Source organism: Stenotrophomonas sp. 2YAF26 (assembly GCF_052114625.1).
In the GTDB taxonomy this organism is placed as follows: Bacteria; Pseudomonadota; Gammaproteobacteria; order Xanthomonadales; family Xanthomonadaceae; genus Stenotrophomonas; species Stenotrophomonas indicatrix.
The window spans coordinates 1-16,721 of the sequence record NZ_JBFRFC010000015.1 but is presented as its reverse complement, the minus strand read 5'-3'; the positions used below and the strand labels follow the sequence as shown (position 1 = coordinate 16,721).

Sequence of the window (16,721 nt, the reverse complement as noted above, 5' to 3'; positions counted from 1 at the left end):
GCACCTACCAAAAGCGGGTCATGCCGGTCTGCAGCGAATCGCTTCTGTAGACGCCAACCTTGGTTGGCGCGCGAGCCCCGGATCATCCGCCGGTAGCGCCGTCGTTTCAGTAGATCCACGCCATGCGTGGATACCATTACCTACCGCAGCGACCTCAATCGATCAGCCAGCCGGCCAGATCGGCGCGGTCCAGCTTGCCGCGGCGCTTGCTGTCCAAGGCGTTGAACTCATCGGAAAGCGCCGGATTGGCCAGTGCTTCGTCACGGCTGATGAAACCATCAGCGTTCACGTCCAGCTCGGCGAAATGGATGCGGTACTGACCGACCACGCTGGCCGGCGCCACCGAGCGCACGGTTACCGGGGTTTCGCCCAGCGGTACCACGATGTCGACGCTGCCGGTCACACGGCCGGCCGACAGTGACTGCTGGCGGACCACGCCACTGTCATCGCGCAGCGGAGCGCTCTGTGCCGGTTGCGGGCGCGCCGGCTGTGACAGTGCCGGCAATGCCAGCACCGCGGTACACAGCAGCAGGGAAATGCGCGGGACGTTCATCAGCGCAGCGGCGACGCCAGCACCGTGATTTCCTCACGGTCGTGGTACAGCTGCTTGGCACGTACCACCAGCGGCTTGCCGGCCTGCTCCTGGAACAGGTCCAGGCACAGGCGCGTCTCGTCCCAGCGCTTCTTCATCGGCAGCTTCAGGTTGAAGATCGCGTGCCTGCACCAGCCCTCGCGGAACCAGGTGGCCATGCGTTCGGCGACGCGACGCGGCTGCTCGACCATATCGCAGACCATCCAGTCCAGCGGCTGCTCCGGATGCCAATGGAAACCATCGGCGCGCAGGTGTTCGACCAGGCCGGTGTCCAGCACGTGCTGGCGCAGCGGGCCGTTGTCGATGCTCAGCACATGCACGTGCTGGCGGGTCAGTACCCACGTCCAGCCGCCCGGTGCCGCGCCCAGATCAGCCGCGCGCATGCCCGGGCGAACCAGCGCTTCGCGTTCTTCCGGGGCAAGCAGGGTCAGCAGTGCCTCGTCCAGCTTCAATGCCGAGCGCGAGGGTGCGTCGGGCAACAGCTTCAAGCGCGGAATGCCCAACGCCCAGGGTGCGCTGTCGTCCGGGTTGGCCACGCAGATGAAGGCGTGCGTGCCATCGACAAACACCACGTGCAGGCGCGGCAGGCGTGCGTTCGGTTTGTCGCTGAGTTTGCCGGCCTTGCGCAGCGCCGGGCGCAGGGCGTTGCCGAAGGCACGCGCGAGCCCGGACAGCGGTTTGCCGGCGTCCGAATCGGGATGTTCCACCCACAGATCACCGAAACGCGGCGCATCGGCCAGCACGTCCAGCATCGGCGTGATGCGGTCGGCCGGGTCCAGCTGCGGCAGCTCGGCCAGTACCACCAGCTTCTGGCGGGCGAAGATCAGCTCGCGCCACGGCAGTCGCGGTGCGAGCGCCGCCGCTTCATCGCACATGAAGAGCACGTAGCCATCATTGCGCTGGGTACGGGCGTAACCGGCAAAACCGGCGGCGCCTGCGCGGAACTGCAGTTCGCCGGCCAGCTCGGGCTCGAAGCCCTGCCGGCACAGGCACAGCAGGCCGATGCCGGCCTCAGTAACGGGCGCCATCGCTTTCCCCATAGGCACGCAGCACGCTGCGCGCCGCATCACGGTTCAGACCCTGCACCACTTCGATGCCACGCTTGTTGAGCTCACCCACCCAGTCAGCCGGCAGCGGGCCTTCATCGAACGGGGTCAGCTCTTCCACGTCGGCCGAGCTGGCGCCGATCAGCAGGCGGTCGATGCCGGCCCACACGGTGGCGCCGTAGCACTGGCAGCACGGCTGCGAGCTGGTGGCCAGGGTGATCGGCGACAGCGCCGCGTTCAGGCGCGGGGTCTGCAGGCGCTGCTGGGCCAGCATGTAGGCCATGTTCTCGGCGTGCGCCAGCGAGGTCGAGTGCGGCATCACCCGGTTCACGCCGGCGGCGATCACCTTGTCATCCGGCCCGAATACCACGGCGCCGAACGGGCCGCCGCTGGCGTGGTCGACATTCAGCCGCGACAGCTCGATCGCCAGCGCGACCTTGGCCTCGTCGCCCGGATATCGCCGATCCAGGTCGATCTGGTCGTGGATCCAGGCAGGAAGGGTCAGGTGGACTTGCGCGTACAGCATCGCGGGGGTGCCTCGTTGGGAGTGAAAGGAACAGGTGCAACAGATATCGGCGCGCAGTGTAGCGGCAGTGGCATGTACCGGGCGTGCGCGCTGGGTTCAGGCCTGCGAGGGTGAGCCGGTGCGGATCACCACGTACTGCTTGCGGAACTCCAGTCCCGCCTGCGGCCAGCGCGCGGCATAGGCGCGCAGCAGCGGCAGGGCGGGGGCGAAGTCATGGCCGTTGACCCGGCAGTCGGCTTCGCACTGGCCCTGCTCGTCGCGCGAAGCGAACAGGCGGATGGCCAGGAAGTGGTGGGCTTTCAACAGGTCGTCGAAGGCGTCGATGCTCTTGGTGAACAGGCAGCAGGGGCAGGAACCGTGATCGTCCTCGCTGCACGCGGCAGCGTCGTCCAGTTCGCGGGCGCGGTAATGGGCCAGCGGCCCCAGCACCACGGTGCGCTCGTGTTCTTCGCCTTCGTCGCCGGTCGGGTAGGTCAGCCCCATCATCGGCAGATCCGGTGCGTCTTCGGCGCCGATGGCCGCCTGCAGGGTCGCCAGATCCACCCGCACCCAGGTGTCGAAGCCGGACAGCAAGGACTCCTGTTCGGTCGCGCCATTGGCGTGCTGGTATTCGAACAGGCCATCGGCGAACAGGCCGGCGTGGCGGGTCTCGATGACCGTGGACGTCTGCCAGCCGCCGTTGTCGCGTTCGTTGCTGGAGACGCTGTGTGGCGTCAGCTGCAGGCCGCTGTCGAGCAGCAGGTCGTCACCCTCGACGGTGCAGGCGATGTCACGGCCCAGCAGGACCTGTTGCAGCAGCGGGAGAAGCGCACTCGGGGCAGCGGACATGGCAGGGCCTGACAGGGCAAGAGGAGGGGATGATGACGCAGGTAGCGGCTGCGCGATGGCACGTGCCTGCGCTCGCGCAGCAAGACCCGCCGTTACCGAGGGTCGGCTACGCAGGCTTCAGCAGAGGATGAGGCAGGTGCAGGATGACGCGGGCGCCTTTGCGGCGCCCGCGCAGGTGATCAGGCCGACCAGGTGTCGCGCAGGGTCACACTGCGGTTGAACACCGGCTTGGCTTCGGTGTGGTCGCGGCGGTCGGCAACGAAGTAGCCGGTGCGCTCGAACTGGAACGACTGTTCCGGCGCAGCGGTGGCAGCCGCCGGCTCGACATAGCCGATGACGGTGCGACGTGATTCCGGATTGAGGTAATCGCGGTAGGTCTTGCCTTCCGATTCATCGTCCGGGTTCGGCACCGAGAACAGGCGGTCATACAGGCGGATCTCGGCCGGCACGCCGTGCACCGCGCTGACCCAGTGGATGGTGCCCTTGACCTTGCGGTTGGCGCCTTCCATGCCCGGACGCGATTCCGGGTCCAGCCAGCCGCGCAGTTCGGTGATGGTGCCGTCGGCATCCTTGATCACTTCATCGCAGCGGATGATGCCGGCGCCGCGCAGACGCACTTCGCCACCGGGAACCAGACGCTTCCATCCCTTCGGCGGCACTTCGGCGAAGTCCTCGCGATCGATCCACACTTCACGTGCGAACGGCACTTCGCGGGTACCGAAGCTTTCGTCCTTCGGGTGGTTGCTGAAGGTCAGCTGCTCTTCGTGGCCTTCAGCCAGGTTGGTCAGTACCAGCTTGACCGGGTCGACCACGGCCATGCGGCGCGGTGCAGCGCTGTCCAGGTCTTCGCGCAGCGCGCCTTCCAGCACGCTGAAATCGATCAGCGAATTCTGCTTGCTGATGCCCACGCGCTCGGCGAACAGGCGCATCGCCGCCGGGGTGTAGCCACGGCGACGCAGGCCCTGCAGGGTCGGCATGCGCGGGTCTTCCCAGCCGTCCACCAGCTGTTCGGTGACCAGCGCCATCAGCTTGCGCTTGCTCATCACCGTGTAGTTGATGTTCAAGCGCGAGAACTCGATCTGGCGCGGCTTGGCCGCTTCGCGCGGCAGGCCGGCGTCGACCAGCGGCTGGGTCAGCGCGTCATCGTGGGCGAAGTCGACGTTGTCCACGCACCAGTCGTACAGCGGGCGGTGGTCTTCGAACTCCAGCGTGCACAGCGAGTGGGTGATGCCTTCGATCGAATCGCCCAGTGCATGGGCGAAGTCGTACATCGGGTAGATCGGCCAGGCGTTGCCGGTGTTCTGGTGCTCGACGTGCTTGATGCGGTACAGCGCCGGATCGCGCAGGTTGATGTTGCCGCTGGCCATGTCGATCTTGGCGCGCACGGTGCGCGCGCCATCGGGGAATTCACCGGCGCGCATGCGGCGGAACAGGTCCAGGTTTTCCTCGACACTGCGGTCGCGCCACGGCGAGGGCCGGCCCGGTTCGGTCAGGGTGCCGCGGTAGGCGCGCACTTCCTCGGCCGACAGGTCACAGACGTAGGCCTTGCCGTCGGCGATCAGCTTCTCGGCGGCCAGGTAGTAGGCGTCGAAGTAATCCGACGCATGGCGCAGCTCGTTCCACTCGAAGCCCAGCCAGCGCACGTCGTCCTGGATCGCGGCCACGTATTCCGGATCTTCCTTGGCCGGGTTGGTGTCGTCGAAGCGCAGGTTGCAGACGCCGCTGAACTCGCCGGCGATGCCGAAGTTCAGGCAGATCGACTTGGCATGGCCGATGTGCAGGTAGCCGTTCGGCTCGGGCGGGAAGCGGGTCTTGATCGCCTGGTGCTTACCGCTGGCCAGGTCCTCGCGCACGATCTGGCGGATGAAATCGCGCTTCTCGTGGCTGTCGGCGGGGGTCTCGGGGCTGGCGGGGGTGTGCTCTGACATGAGTCGGCGAAAGTAAGGCAGAAAGATTGCCAGTCTAACGCTTACCGGGAAGGGCTGCCCGGGGGGCAGGCAGGGATGGCTGGGGTTGCCGGCCAGCGGCCGGCACTACAGACGACACGGGTAGTGCCGGCCGCTGGCCGGCAACCCCCGGATGCCGCCCTCGGCACCATTCAGCCCCCGGGCGTATGCTGGAATCCTGTCCCACGGAGCTGCCGCATGCACATCGTGTACAAGGCCGACAATCTGTTCGACGCCCACCTGGTCAAGCACGCGCTGGAAGACGCCGGCATCCCGGCGTTCGTGTTCGGCGAGTCGCTGCTGGGCGGCATGGGCGAGCTGCCGCTGTTCGGCGTGCTGCGGGTCGGTATCCCCGACGCCGCGCGGCCACAGGCCGAAGACATCGTGGCGGCGCTGGACTTGGGCCACGCCACAGATGCCCCCATTTCAGATGCCGACGACATTGCCGGGCTTCCGGCGTAGGAGCGCATCATGTTGGGAATCGGACAGGGCATCCTCGGCATCGGGGCCTTCAAGCAGCGCCTGCCGCGCCCGGAAGAGGCATTGCCGGGCCGCGACCAGCCGCTGCCGCTGCACAGCAACCAGCACTTCGTGAACAGCCATCCGCTGAAGGACCGTTTCGCCGGCCTGCAGCAGATCCGCTTCGCGCTGGGCTGCTTCTGGGGTGCCGAGCGCAAATTCTGGAACGAGCCGGGGGTGTACAGCACCTCGGTGGGCTATGCCGGTGGAATCACCCCGAACCCCACCTATGAAGAGGTCTGCTCGGGCCTGACCGGCCACACCGAGGTGGTGCAGGTGGTGTTCGACCCGGCGGTTGTCAGCCTGGAGCGCCTGCTGCAGCTGTTCTGGGAGAGCCACGACCCGACCCAGGGCATGCGCCAGGGCAACGACACCGGCACCCAGTACCGTTCGGCGATCCACGCCACCGACGAGGCCCAGTACGCCGCGGCGCTGGCCAGTGGCGAGGCCTACCAGGCGCAGCTGGCTGCAGCGGGGTATGGCCCGATCACCACCGAGATCGTGTATCCGGCACCGACGTACTACTACGCCGAGGACTATCACCAGCAGTACCTGGCCAAGAACCCGAACGGCTACTGCGGCATTGGCGGTACCGGCGTGAGCTGCCCGATCGGGCTGGATGTGGAGGTGCCGCGCTGACGCGCGGTGGTCCGCCTGCGGCGAGCAGAAGCTGAAAGCAACGGCCAAAGCCAAAGCCAAAGCCAAAGCCAAAGCGGCTCTGGGTTGCTGTGGGTTTGGCGGGACGGGTACAGATGGCGGGACACGCCGTAAACCCATCCCTGGGGGCTCGGCCACGGCATCCATGCCGTGGACGGTCCCGCCATCTGCACCCGTCCCGCCTTCGACAGTTTCCCGGTGACGGTAAGCAAGAGGGTTGGGTTACTGACGACCTGATAGAAAACAAAAAGGACGCGGCATTCGCCGCGTCCTTTTTGTTTGTTTGTGAGCAAGCGCAGCGCGCGACCCGCTTTTGCTCTTCTTTTCTTTCTTCCGTGGCGGACCACCGCAGGAAACTGTCAGAGGTCGGGCGGGTTGGGTACGCGGGAGTGTCCGCCGCATGGATGCGGCGGCCAAGCCTCCAGGGACGGATTCACGGCGTCTCCCGCGTACCCAACCCGCCCGGCCAAGCATGGCTTTTGCTCTGAGCGATCCGCCACGAGGGGCTCAGCCGTTGGCCGGAATCACAGTGCCTCGCGAATCCGCTGACGCAGTGCTTCCAGATCCTTGGCAAACGCATCGATACCCGTCGCCAGCTTCTCGGTCGCCATCGGATCGGCGGCCAGGTCGGCTGCGAACTTTGCCGCGTCGATCGGCGTCACCTGCACCGCTTCAGCGGCACCGGCCACCAGCTTGCGCGGCAGCGCGCCGTGGTCGGCGTCGAGCTTCTCCAGCAGGTCCGGCGAAATGGTCAGGCGGTCGCAGCCGGCCAGCGCTTCGATCTGCGCGGTCGAACGGAACGAGGCACCCATCACCACGGTCGGCGAACCGCGGCGCTTGAATTCGGCATACACGCCACGCACGAACACCACGCCCGGGTCCTCGTCGATGTTCGCCGGGGTCTGGCCGTTGGCCACGTACCAGTCGAGGATGCGGCCGACGAACGGCGAGATCAGGAACGCACCTGCTTCGCTGCAGGCCAGCGCCTGGGTGGGGTTGAAGATCAGGGTCAGGTTGCAGTCGATGCCTTCGGCCTGCAGCACGCGCGCGGCTTCCACGCCTTCCCAGGTCGCAGCGATCTTGATCAGGATCTTCTCGCGCGGCACGCCGGCATCGGCGTACATCTGGATGAACTGACGGGCCTTGGCCACGGTCGCGGCGGTGTCGTGGGCCTGGTCGGCATCCACTTCCGTGGAGACGCGGCCCGGCACCAGCGTGCTCAGCAGCGCACCGACGCCGATGGTCAGGCGGTCGGCCACGGCGTGCACCACGGCCTCGCGGTCGCCGCCCTGCTGGCGGCCCCAGGCCAGTTCGCGTTCGATCAGTTCCGCATAGACCGGCAGGTCCAGCGCCTTCTTCACCAGGGTCGGATTGGTGGTGCAGTCCACCGGCTGCAGGCGCTTGATCGCCTCGTAGTCACCGGTATCGGCAACGACCACGGACAGTTCGCGCAGCTGGGACAGTTTGGACGGGGTACTCATTACGGCTCCTGGTGCGGGGATTGCAGGGAAACTGATCGCGCGCGGTACGCAGCGCAGGTCAGGGACGGTCGTTGTGGACCGCGCTCACGCGCAGCCGCAGCTTGCGGCCGCCCGGGGCGGTCCAGTCGATGCTCTGGCCAACGGCCAGGCCAAGCAGGGCGCTGCCGACGGGCGCCAGCACGGACACCTTGCCTTCATCGACATTGGCTTCGCGGGGGAAGACCAGGGTCAGGACATGCTTCTCGCCCGACACTTCATCTTCGCACTCCACGCGCGAATGCATCATGACGATGCCTTCGGGAATCTGGTCTGGCGGCAACACGGTTGCCCGGTTGAGCTCATCGGCAAGCGCACGCGCGGCCGGCGTCTGGCTGTGTGCCGGGGATTCGAGCATGGCGTCCAGGCGGTCCATGTCGAGGGTGGAAACAGTGATCGACGGCGGCAGGCCGCTGGCGGTGTTCATGGTGACGCTCCTTGGTTGAAAACCATGCAAAAGGCGGCGCCTGCTGGCGCCGCCTGACTGTATTGTGGGGACAAATGCGGCCGGAATCGACTCCCGGCGGTTTCGATGCCCGGCTGCGGTGTCTCAGCCGTTCAGCACCGGCGTGGGCGGGGTAGCAGTATCGCCGTTTGCCGGGACCAACGCCTCCAGCGTAAACAGCGCATCGGGCAGGCGCTTGAACTGCTCGGCCAGCTCCATCAGGAACTCGTTCATCGCCGAGCTGCGCCGCCAGATCATGGCGATGCGACGGCTGGGACGGCCCTCGCCGACGAAGTCGATCAGGCGGATGTTGTTCGAGCGTGGCACCGGCGGCTGTACCGACAGGCTGGGCAGCAGGGTGATGCCAACGTCGGCGGCGACCATCTGTCGCAGCGTTTCCAGGCTGGTGGCGCGGAATTCCGACTTTTCATTGGCGCCGAACAGGCGACAGACTTCCAGCGCCTGGTCACGCAGGCAGTGGCCGTCTTCCAGCAGCAGCAGCTTCTGCGTGGCCAGTTCCTGTACGTCCAGATGCTCGCGCGTGGCCAGCGGGTGGCGGCCGGAAACGGCCAGCAGGAACGGTTCCTCGAACAGGAATTCGGCGTGCAGCTGGTCGTCGATCACCGGCAGTGCCAACAGTGCAGCGTCCAGTTTGCCCTCGCGCAGGCGCTCCAGCAGCACATCGCTCTTTTCTTCCACCAGCAGCAGTTCCAGCTCGGGGAAGCGCGTGCGGATGCGCGGAATCACGTGCGGCAACAGGTACGGGCCCAAGGTCGGGAAGATCCCCAGGCGCACGGTACCCGCTTCGGGATCGCGGCTGCGTCGAGCCGCTTCCTTCAACTGCTCCACTTCGGCCACGATCACCCGTGCCCGCGCGGCTGCTTCGTGGCCAGCGGGGGTCAGCATCACCTTGCGCGGCGCGCGTTCCACCAACGGCAGGCCCAGCTCCTCTTCCAGCTTGCGGATCTGGGTCGACAGCGTGGGCTGGCTGACGAAGCAGGAGGCGGCGGCCCGGCCGAAGTGCTTGTGATCGGCCAGGGCCACCAGGTATTTCAGGTCACGCAGGTTCATCCTCAGACCTCTCGGGGTACTGCACCGGCAGGGCGTGCCCTGCCGGCTGATGGTGCTCCCGATGGCCTGGGAACATTGGATCAGGCCGCTTCGGCCACCGCGCCGCTGCTCTTGGGAACCGAGGAGCGGATCAGGTGATCGAAAGCGCTCAGTGCGGCGGTCGAACCGGCGCCCATCGCGATGATGATCTGCTTGTAGGGTACCGTCGTGCAATCGCCCGCGGCGAACACGCCCGGCAGATTGGTCTGCCCACGGTCATCGATGACGATCTCGCCACGCGGCGAAAGGGCCACGGTGTCCTTCAGCCATTCGGTGTTCGGCAGCAGGCCGATCTGCACGAAGATGCCTTCCAGTTCGACGCGATGGGAATCACCGCCGACACGGTCCTTGTAGACCAGGCCGGTGACGCGGCTGCCGTCGCCCAGCACTTCGGTGGTCTGCGCGCTGGTCAGCACGGTGACATTGGCCAGGCTGCGCAGCTTCTTCTGCAGCACTTCGTCGGCACGCAGGCTGGAATCGAATTCCAGCAGGGTCACATGCGACACGATACCGGCCAGATCAATGGCCGCTTCAACGCCGGAATTGCCACCGCCGATCACCGCCACGCGCTTGCCCTTGAACAGCGGGCCATCGCAGTGCGGGCAGTACGCCACGCCCTTGTTGCGGTACTGGTCTTCGCCGGGCACGTTCATCTGCCGCCAGCGCGCGCCGGTGGACAGGATCACCGAGCGCGACTTCAACACGGCGCCGTTTTCCAGCTGCACCTGCACCAGGCCGTCTTCGCCGGCCGGCACCAGCGCACTGGCGCGCTGCAGGTCCATGATGTCGACCTCGTATTCGCGCACGTGCTGTTCCAGCGCCGTGGCCAGCTTCGGGCCCTCGGTCTCCTTCACCGAAATGAAGTTCTCGATCGCCATGGTGTCCAGCACCTGGCCACCGAAACGCTCGGCGGCGATGCCGGTACGGATGCCCTTGCGCGCGGCATAGATCGCCGCAGCGGCACCGGCCGGGCCACCACCGACCACCAGCACGTCGAAGACGTCCTTGGCGGCGATCTTCTCGGCATCGCGCTTGCTGGCGTTGGTGTCCAGCTTGGCCACGATCTGCTCCAGGGTCATGCGGCCCTGGTCGAACACCGCGCCGTTGAGGTAGACGGTCGGCACCGACATGATCTCGCGCTGCTCGACTTCCTCCTGGAACAGCGCGCCGTCGATGGCCACGTGCTGGATGCGCGGGTTGAGCACCGCGGCCAGGTTCAGCGCCTGCACCACGTCCGGGCAGTTCTGGCAGGACAGCGAGAAATAGGTTTCAAACCGGTAGTCGCCTTCCAGGTTCTGCACCTGCTCGATCAGCTCGGCAGTGGCCTTGGACGGATGCCCGCCGACCTGCAGCAGGGCCAGCACCAGCGAGGTGAATTCGTGGCCCATCGGCAGGCCGGCGAAGGTCAGGTGGATGTCCTGGCCCGGCGTGCCCAGGTCGAAGGACGGCACGCGACCCTGACCGTCGCGCAGCACCTGCAGCGAGATCTTGTCCGACAGGCTTTCCAGGGTCTGCAGCAGGTCCAGCATCTCCCGCGACTTGGCACCGTCGTCGGCATGCGCGGTGATCTGGATCGGGCGGGTCACGCGCTCCAGATAGGTCTTCAGCTGCGACTGCAGGTTGGCGTCCAACATGGTCTTCTCCTGGCTTCAGGCAAAACGGGGGCGTGGCACCGCTGTAGAAGGTAGCGGACCAGCAGGGGGTAGGGGTGAACCCAAGGCAGCAGAGACAGCTGTGGAAGGGGCTGGCGAGCGGCGGCTTGCGAGCTCGGCTGTCTTGGGTTCACCCCCACGCCGGCGATGTGGCCGGCACGGGGATGGGCGCGCCGCAGCGTGGGGCTGCGGCAGGCCGGTACTGCTTTAGATCTTGCCGACCAGGTCCAGCGACGGGGTCAGGGTCTTCTCGCCTTCCTTCCACTTGGCCGGGCAGACCTGGTTCGGGTTGGCGGCGGTGAACTGGGCAGCCTTCAGCTTGCGCAGGGTCTCGGAGACGTCACGGGCGATCTCGTTGGAGTGGATCTCCAGGGTCTTGATCACGCCTTCCGGGTTGATGATGAAGGTGCCGCGCAGGGCCAGGCCTTCTTCCTCGATGTGCACGCCGAAGGCGCGGGTCAGCTGGTGGGTCGGGTCGCCGACCAGCGGGAACTGGGCCTTGCCCACGGCCGGCGAGGTTTCGTGCCAGACCTTGTGCGAGAAGTGGGTGTCGGTGGTGACGATGTAGACCTCGGCGCCAGCCTTCTTGAACTCGGCGTAATGGTCAGCGGCGTCTTCGATCTCGGTCGGGCAGTTGAAGGTGAAGGCTGCCGGCATGAAGATCAGGACCGACCACTGGCCCTTCAGGGTGCTGTCGGAGACCTTGATGAACTCGCCATTCAGGTAAGCGTTGGCTTCGAACGGCTGGATCTGGGTGTTGATCAGGGACATCGTTTTTCCTCTGGGTGAAGGGGAGTGGGTGAATCGACAGGACCTAGGTTACTGGTTCCATTTCGATAAGGACAATGCATTGATTACATCCATTTGATAGATGCAGTCTATTGATGTGCGCTGAGCCGGCAATGAATCAGGCCACCTGCATCCTGCAACCCGCTGTATGACAAGGGAAATCATCAGCGGCTGCGGAAACCGGTCGATAGGTCTCTCATATCCCACCGCAGCGAATCCCGCCCCAGCGAACCTGAACGGTTTCCAGACTCTACAATTGCGGGCCCACCGCCCGCGCCAGTGCCTGCCATGCCCGCCGATTCCGAACCGTCCCTGCGCCAGGTCGTGGCCGACGCCAGCGGCCGCCTGGGTGGCGCCGAGGCCCGTCATGAAGCGGAGCTGCTGCTGCTGCATGTGCTGCAGCGACCGCGCAGCTGGTTGTTCGCGCACGCTACCGATCCACTGCCCGCCGCCGAGCAGGCCGCGTTCGAGGCCTTGCTGGACCGGCGCCTGGCTGGCGAACCGGTGGCCTACCTGACCGGCCGCCGTGGTTTCTGGACCCTCGATCTGGAAGTCGACCCGGCCACCCTGATTCCGCGGCCGGAAACCGAACTGCTGGTGGAGCTGGCGCTGGATCGCCTTCCGCCGGACCGCACGCTGCAGCTGGCCGACCTCGGTACCGGCAGCGGCGCCATCGCCCTGGCCCTGGCCAGCGAGCGGCCGCAAGCGCAGGTGCTGGCCACCGACGCCAGTGTCGCTGCACTGGCGGTGGCGGCCCGCAACGCCGCGCGCCACGAGCTGGGCAACGTGCGTTTTGCCGAAGGTGGTCACGACTGGTACGCGCCGCTGCACGGTGAACGCTTCGACCTGATCGCCAGCAATCCTCCCTATATCGCCAGCGACGACCCGCACCTGGAGCAGGGCGACCTGCGCTTCGAGCCGGCCACGGCACTGGCCTCGGGCGTTGATGGGCTGGATGACATCCGTCGCATCGTCGCCGGCGGCGGCGACTACCTGCAGCCCGGCGGCTGGCTGCTGATCGAGCACGGCTGGGACCAGGGCGATGCCATCGGCGCGCTGTTCGAGCAGGCCGGCTACATCGACGTGCAGACCGTGCAGGACCTGGAGCAGCGCGACCGGGTCACCCTGGGCCGGCGACCGGCCTAGAATGGGGGTTCTCCTGCCAAGGGCAGGGCACCACCACGGAGCTGCAAGCATGCGTACGCTGTACCCCGCCATCACCCCTTACGACGTCGGCACCCTGAAGGTCGACGACCGCCACACGCTGTACTTCGAACAGTGCGGCAACCCGGACGGCAAGCCGGTGGTGATGCTGCATGGTGGGCCCGGCGGCGGCTGCAGCGACAAGATGCGCCAGTTCCACGACCCGGCCAAGTACCGCATCATCCTGTTCGATCAGCGCGGTGCCGGTCGTTCCACCCCGCACGCCGATCTGGTGGACAACACCACCTGGGACCTGGTGGCCGACATCGAGACGCTGCGCGAGCACCTCAAGGTCGATCGCTGGCAGGTGTTCGGTGGCAGCTGGGGCTCGACCCTGGCGCTGGCCTATGCGCAGACCCATCCGCAGCGCGTGACCGAACTGGTGCTGCGCGGCATCTTCATGCTGCGCCGCTGGGAGCTGGAATGGTTCTACCAGGAAGGCGCCAACCGCCTGTTCCCGGATGCGTGGGAGCACTACCTCAAGCCGATTCCGGCAGTAGAACGCCATGATCTGATCTCCGCTTTCCATCGCCGCCTGACCAGCGAAGACGAAGCAACGCGCCTGGACGCAGCCAAGGCCTGGGCAGTGTGGGAGGGCGCGACCAGCTTCCTGCACGTGGACGACGACTTCATCAACAGCCATGAAGACCCGCACTTCGCGCTGGCGTTTGCCCGCATCGAAAACCACTACTTCGTCAACGGCGGTTTCTTCGAAGTGGAAGACCAGCTGCTGCGCGACGCGCACCGCATCGCCGACATCCCGGGCGTGATCGTGCACGGCCGCTACGACGTGGTCTGTCCGCTGGCCAATGCCTGGGACCTGACCAAGGTGTGGCCGAAGGCGAAGCTGGAGATCACCCCGGCCTCGGGGCATTCGGCGTTCGAAGCAGAGAACGTCGACGCGCTGGTGCGTGCCACCGATAGTTTCGCCTGATCGGGCCGTGGTAGTGCCGGCCGCTGGTCGGCAACGCCTTACCGGTAGAGCCAGGCCATGCCTGGCTGCTTTTGCGTTGAAACGTTCATCCACGCATGGCGTGGATCTACTACGACCCAGTAGAGCCGGGCCATGCCCGGCTGCCTTTGCATCCGCGCATGGCTTGGATCTACTACGGCCCAGTAGGGCCAGGCCATGCCTGGCTGCTTTTGCATTGAAACGCTCATCCACGCATGGCGTGGATCTACCAATCCCCGGCCAACAACGCGTTGGCCAGCACCTGCAGTTTCGGTGAGTGCTGGCGCGACGGCGGGTAGATCAACGACAGCGCGCGGCTGCGGCCTTCGAACGGCTGCAGCACGCGCTGCAGGCGGCCATCGGCCAGCGCGTCGGCCACCGCGAAATCCATCACCTGCACGATGCCGATGCCCGCAATCGCTGCCTCCACCAGCGGGTCGCCGCAGTCGAACACCATCCGCGTCGGCGGCGTGACCTCGCGCAGCTGCCCGTCCTGCAGGAACTGCCAGTCCACCAGCCGGCCGCTGCGCAGGTTGCGCACCGCCAGGCAGGCATGGTTCTGCAATGCCGCCACATCGGCCGGCTCACCCTGCGCGGCCAGGTAGGCCGGGCTGGCCACGGTCACCCAGCGCAGTGGCTTCAACGGCCGCGCCACCATGCGCTGGTCAGCGATGGTGCCGGTGCGCAGGGCGGCGTCGAAGCCTTCCTCCACCAGATCCACCAGCCGGTCGCTGAGCACCGCTTCCACTTGCAGTTGCGGGTGCCGCTCCAGCAACGGCCCCAGCAACGGCACCAGCACCCTGCGCCCGAACATCGAGGGCGCGCTGATCTTCAGCACGCCCGAGGGCGTGCAGGGGCGGTCGGCCAGCAGCCGCTCGGCGTCTTCCATCCCGCACAGCAACGGTCCCACCTGCTCGACGAACTGCTGGCCATCCGGGGTCAGCGCGACATTGCGCGTATTCCGCTGCAGCAGCTTCACCCCCAGCGAGGCTTCCAGCCGGCCGATCGCGCGTGACAGCCCGGACTGGCTCAAGCCGAGCTGGCCGGCGGCGACGGTGAAGCTGCGCGCCTCAGCCACCTGCACCAGCATGCGCACTGCATTGAGGTCCATCGAGGATCCATTCATGCGGAAAATCATGACAGAAATCGCGCTGAGGGGGTTTATTGATTCAGCTGCATCAATGAGACTGCCGTCCCCCCTCCGAACCGGGCGCCGCATGCCTCCCCTGAAATACCCGCGCTGGGCGCTGACCCTGCTGGCCACCGCGCAGCTGATCATCGCTCTGGACGCCACCATCATCTTCGTCGCCCTGCACGACATGGGCCGCGCGCTGCAGATCAATGCGCAGCAGCTGCAGTGGGTGGTCAGCGCCTATACGGTGGCCTTTGGCGGCAGCCTGCTGCTGGGCGGGCGTGCGGCCGATCTGCTGGGACGCCGCCGCTTCTACCGGCTGGGCATGCTGCTGTTCGCCCTGGCTTCGCTGCTGGGTGCGCTGGCGCCCAATGCCACACTGCTGATCGTGGCACGTGCGGCGCAGGGCATCGGTGCGGCGCTGCTGTTTCCGGCCACCCTGGCCCTGATCAATACGCTGTATGCAGAAGGCCCGGTGCGCAACCGCGCGCTGGCAATCTGGAGCATGGCCAGCGCGGCGGGCCTCGCGCTGGGGACGCTGCTGGGCGGTGTACTGACCCAAGCCTTCGGTTGGCCGGCGGTGCTGGCGGTGATCGTGCCGTTGGCCACGGCCTGTGCCGTCGCCGCGGGCGCGTGGCTGCCGGCCGATGGCCCGCGCGTGCGCGGCCGTTCCTTCGATCTGGCCGGTTGCCTCACCGTCACCGCCGGCGGCAGCCTGCTGGTCACCACCCTGGTGCAGGGGCCGGAATGGGGCTGGACCGCGCCGGCCACGCTCATCTGCCTGTTGCTGTCAGCCGTGCTGCTGACGGTGTTCGTGCAGATCGAAAAGCGCAGCCGCGACCCGCTGATGCAGTTCGCGCTGCTGCGCCTGCCGGGCCTGCGTGCAGCACTCGGCCTGACCTTCGCGTTCATGAGCAGCTATGGCGTGCAGTACTACTTCCTGGCGCTGTACTTCCAGGATGGCTATGGCTGGAGCCCGCTGCAGGCCGGCATGGCCTTCCTGCTGCCGACGCTGGTATGCACCTTCGGCATCCGCATTGCCGAGCGCATGCTGCAGCGCCGCTCGCCACGGCAGGTGCTGGCGTGGGGCTTCGCCGCCGGTGCCATCGGCATCACTGCGGTGGCGCTGGCGATGCCGCACGGCGCCAGCTACTGGCCGCTGCTGCCGGGCATCGTGGTGCTCAGCGTGGGCCAGGGCATGAGCTGGACGGCGATGTGGATCGTGGCCGGGCAGGGCGTACCGGGTCCGCAGCAGGGTGTGGCGTCCGGCATGGCCGCTACCGCACAGCAGATCGGCGGCGCGTTGGGCCTGGCAGTACTGGTGATGGTGGCAAACGCCGCACGCGGCACGCAGGCGGCAACCAGTCCTGATGCCCTGCAGGGCATGGTCAATGCGCAGTACGGTGCCGCGCTGTTCGCCGCGCTCGGCGTGGTCATCGCGCTGGGCCTGCGTCCGGCACGGATAGACTGCAGCTCTCCCGACGCGCTGCCCAACGACGCATGATTGCACTGCTTGATCTTCGCCAGACGCTGGACGCGTTTGCCGCCTGCAATGACGACCACGACGTATGGGAATCGTTCGGCTGGGTGCATGCCATCAAGGGCGATCTGCTGGCGGCGCGTTTCTGGTTGCCGGCAGATGAAGACGCCGCGTTCGATGATGACGGTGAGGTGCCCGAGGTCGTGCAGGCGTTCCCGTGGATGGATGTGCCGCTGCTGCGGTAGTGCCGGCCGCTGGCCGGCAACCACAGGGTAGCTGGATCAATTCAGTTGCCGGCCACCGGCCCGCACAAACCCAGCAGCGGCA

17 protein-coding genes are annotated in these 16,721 nt (G+C 66.7%); 6 read left to right on the top strand and 11 right to left on the bottom strand.

Annotated features, from left to right (window positions below):
- Nucleotides 1–154: 154 nt before the first annotated feature.
- The 5 genes from AB4Y98_RS15320 to AB4Y98_RS15300 form a co-directional block, all read right to left on the bottom strand.
- Nucleotides 155–553 carry an EF-hand domain-containing protein gene (locus AB4Y98_RS15320; protein ID WP_428703561.1) on the bottom strand — a complete coding sequence of 133 codons (399 nt, stop codon included), beginning with the start codon at nt 551–553 and terminating at the stop codon, nt 155–157.
- Nucleotides 553–1,620: a 23S rRNA (cytidine(2498)-2'-O)-methyltransferase RlmM gene (rlmM, locus tag AB4Y98_RS15315; protein WP_025877934.1), complete on the bottom strand. Its 1,068-nt coding sequence runs from the start codon at nt 1,618–1,620 to the stop codon at nt 553–555. The genes AB4Y98_RS15320 and rlmM overlap by 1 nt, the downstream gene beginning before the upstream one ends.
- Nucleotides 1,604–2,164 (bottom strand): nucleoside deaminase, encoded by a 561-nt coding sequence (locus AB4Y98_RS15310; protein WP_442244633.1) that lies wholly within the window; start codon nt 2,162–2,164, stop codon nt 1,604–1,606. The genes rlmM and AB4Y98_RS15310 overlap by 17 nt, the downstream gene beginning before the upstream one ends.
- 96 nt (nt 2,165–2,260) lie before the next feature.
- Nucleotides 2,261–2,992, bottom strand: coding sequence for a DUF6348 family protein (locus AB4Y98_RS15305; protein WP_442244632.1), 732 nt, complete (start codon nt 2,990–2,992; stop codon nt 2,261–2,263).
- Between the two features lie 179 nt (nt 2,993–3,171).
- The gene (locus AB4Y98_RS15300) at nt 3,172–4,920 is read right to left on the bottom strand and encodes a glutamine--tRNA ligase/YqeY domain fusion protein (RefSeq protein WP_442244631.1); all 1,749 of its coding nucleotides are present in this window, start codon (nt 4,918–4,920) and stop codon (nt 3,172–3,174) included.
- A gap of 216 nt (nt 4,921–5,136) precedes the next feature.
- Here AB4Y98_RS15300 and AB4Y98_RS15295 point away from each other — a divergent pair, with 216 nt between their 5' ends.
- Both AB4Y98_RS15295 and msrA read left to right on the top strand, forming a co-directional pair.
- Nucleotides 5,137–5,400 (top strand): putative signal transducing protein, encoded by a 264-nt coding sequence (locus AB4Y98_RS15295; protein ID WP_117309590.1) that lies wholly within the window; start codon nt 5,137–5,139, stop codon nt 5,398–5,400.
- 30 nt (nt 5,401–5,430) lie between these two features.
- Nucleotides 5,431–6,096, top strand: a complete 666-nt coding sequence (gene msrA / locus AB4Y98_RS15290; protein ID WP_059066071.1) for a peptide-methionine (S)-S-oxide reductase MsrA — start codon at nt 5,431–5,433, stop codon at nt 6,094–6,096.
- Between the two features lie 542 nt (nt 6,097–6,638).
- Here the strand turns inward: msrA and AB4Y98_RS15285 are convergent.
- The 5 genes from AB4Y98_RS15285 to ahpC form a co-directional block, all read right to left on the bottom strand.
- Nucleotides 6,639–7,595 (bottom strand): transaldolase, encoded by a 957-nt coding sequence (locus tag AB4Y98_RS15285; protein WP_049468994.1) that lies wholly within the window; start codon nt 7,593–7,595, stop codon nt 6,639–6,641.
- Between the two features lie 58 nt (nt 7,596–7,653).
- Nucleotides 7,654–8,058, bottom strand: coding sequence for a nucleoside diphosphate kinase regulator (gene rnk / locus AB4Y98_RS15280; protein WP_049468992.1), 405 nt, complete (start codon nt 8,056–8,058; stop codon nt 7,654–7,656).
- A 123-nt stretch (nt 8,059–8,181) separates the two neighbouring features.
- Entirely contained in the window at nt 8,182–9,147 is a 966-nt protein-coding gene (locus tag AB4Y98_RS15275; protein ID WP_312111546.1) for a LysR substrate-binding domain-containing protein, read from the bottom strand.
- An 80-nt stretch (nt 9,148–9,227) separates the two neighbouring features.
- Entirely contained in the window at nt 9,228–10,820 is a 1,593-nt protein-coding gene (ahpF, locus tag AB4Y98_RS15270; protein WP_442244630.1) for an alkyl hydroperoxide reductase subunit F, read from the bottom strand.
- Nucleotides 10,821–11,045: 225 nt separating this feature from the next.
- Nucleotides 11,046–11,609: an alkyl hydroperoxide reductase subunit C gene (gene ahpC / locus AB4Y98_RS15265; protein WP_025877950.1), complete on the bottom strand. Its 564-nt coding sequence runs from the start codon at nt 11,607–11,609 to the stop codon at nt 11,046–11,048.
- A 306-nt stretch (nt 11,610–11,915) separates the two neighbouring features.
- Here ahpC and prmC point away from each other — a divergent pair, with 306 nt between their 5' ends.
- Together prmC and pip are read left to right on the top strand one after the other, a co-directional pair.
- Nucleotides 11,916–12,773, top strand: a complete 858-nt coding sequence (gene prmC, locus AB4Y98_RS15260) for a HemK/PrmC family methyltransferase (RefSeq protein WP_442244629.1) — start codon at nt 11,916–11,918, stop codon at nt 12,771–12,773.
- A 49-nt stretch (nt 12,774–12,822) separates the two neighbouring features.
- On the top strand, nt 12,823–13,764 hold the full coding sequence (gene pip / locus AB4Y98_RS15255) for a prolyl aminopeptidase (RefSeq protein ID WP_127564589.1): 942 nt from the start codon (nt 12,823–12,825) through the stop codon (nt 13,762–13,764).
- Nucleotides 13,765–14,008: 244 nt separating this feature from the next.
- Here pip and AB4Y98_RS15250 read toward each other — a convergent pair whose 3' ends face one another.
- A complete protein-coding gene (locus AB4Y98_RS15250; RefSeq protein WP_363731327.1) occupies nt 14,009–14,893 on the bottom strand; it encodes a LysR family transcriptional regulator in 885 nt (294 codons plus the stop codon).
- Nucleotides 14,894–14,999: 106 nt separating this feature from the next.
- Here AB4Y98_RS15250 and AB4Y98_RS15245 point away from each other — a divergent pair, with 106 nt between their 5' ends.
- The gene (locus AB4Y98_RS15245) at nt 15,000–16,418 is read left to right on the top strand and encodes an MFS transporter (protein WP_363729942.1); all 1,419 of its coding nucleotides are present in this window, start codon (nt 15,000–15,002) and stop codon (nt 16,416–16,418) included.
- Nucleotides 16,415–16,639 carry a hypothetical protein gene (locus AB4Y98_RS15240; RefSeq protein WP_312786933.1) on the top strand — a complete coding sequence of 75 codons (225 nt, stop codon included), beginning with the start codon at nt 16,415–16,417 and terminating at the stop codon, nt 16,637–16,639. The genes AB4Y98_RS15245 and AB4Y98_RS15240 overlap by 4 nt, the downstream gene beginning before the upstream one ends.
- Nucleotides 16,640–16,721: the final 82 nt, after the last annotated feature.

Coding starts and splice junctions, on each gene's coding strand:
- AB4Y98_RS15320 (WP_428703561.1), bottom strand. CDS start 553: ATGAACGTCCCGCGCATTTCCCTGCTGCTGTGTACCGCGGTGCTGGCA.
- rlmM (WP_025877934.1), bottom strand. CDS start 1,620: ATGGCGCCCGTTACTGAGGCCGGCATCGGCCTGCTGTGCCTGTGCCGG.
- AB4Y98_RS15310 (WP_442244633.1), bottom strand. CDS start 2,164: ATGCTGTACGCGCAAGTCCACCTGACCCTTCCTGCCTGGATCCACGAC.
- AB4Y98_RS15305 (WP_442244632.1), bottom strand. CDS start 2,992: ATGTCCGCTGCCCCGAGTGCGCTTCTCCCGCTGCTGCAACAGGTCCTG.
- AB4Y98_RS15300 (WP_442244631.1), bottom strand. CDS start 4,920: ATGTCAGAGCACACCCCCGCCAGCCCCGAGACCCCCGCCGACAGCCAC.
- AB4Y98_RS15295 (WP_117309590.1), top strand. CDS start 5,137: ATGCACATCGTGTACAAGGCCGACAATCTGTTCGACGCCCACCTGGTC.
- AB4Y98_RS15285 (WP_049468994.1), bottom strand. CDS start 7,595: ATGAGTACCCCGTCCAAACTGTCCCAGCTGCGCGAACTGTCCGTGGTC.
- rnk (WP_049468992.1), bottom strand. CDS start 8,058: ATGAACACCGCCAGCGGCCTGCCGCCGTCGATCACTGTTTCCACCCTC.
- AB4Y98_RS15275 (WP_312111546.1), bottom strand. CDS start 9,147: ATGAACCTGCGTGACCTGAAATACCTGGTGGCCCTGGCCGATCACAAG.
- ahpF (WP_442244630.1), bottom strand. CDS start 10,820: ATGTTGGACGCCAACCTGCAGTCGCAGCTGAAGACCTATCTGGAGCGC.
- ahpC (WP_025877950.1), bottom strand. CDS start 11,609: ATGTCCCTGATCAACACCCAGATCCAGCCGTTCGAAGCCAACGCTTAC.
- prmC (WP_442244629.1), top strand. CDS start 11,916: ATGCCCGCCGATTCCGAACCGTCCCTGCGCCAGGTCGTGGCCGACGCC.
- pip (WP_127564589.1), top strand. CDS start 12,823: ATGCGTACGCTGTACCCCGCCATCACCCCTTACGACGTCGGCACCCTG.
- AB4Y98_RS15250 (WP_363731327.1), bottom strand. CDS start 14,893: ATGGACCTCAATGCAGTGCGCATGCTGGTGCAGGTGGCTGAGGCGCGC.
- AB4Y98_RS15245 (WP_363729942.1), top strand. CDS start 15,000: ATGCCTCCCCTGAAATACCCGCGCTGGGCGCTGACCCTGCTGGCCACC.
- AB4Y98_RS15240 (WP_312786933.1), top strand. CDS start 16,415: ATGATTGCACTGCTTGATCTTCGCCAGACGCTGGACGCGTTTGCCGCC.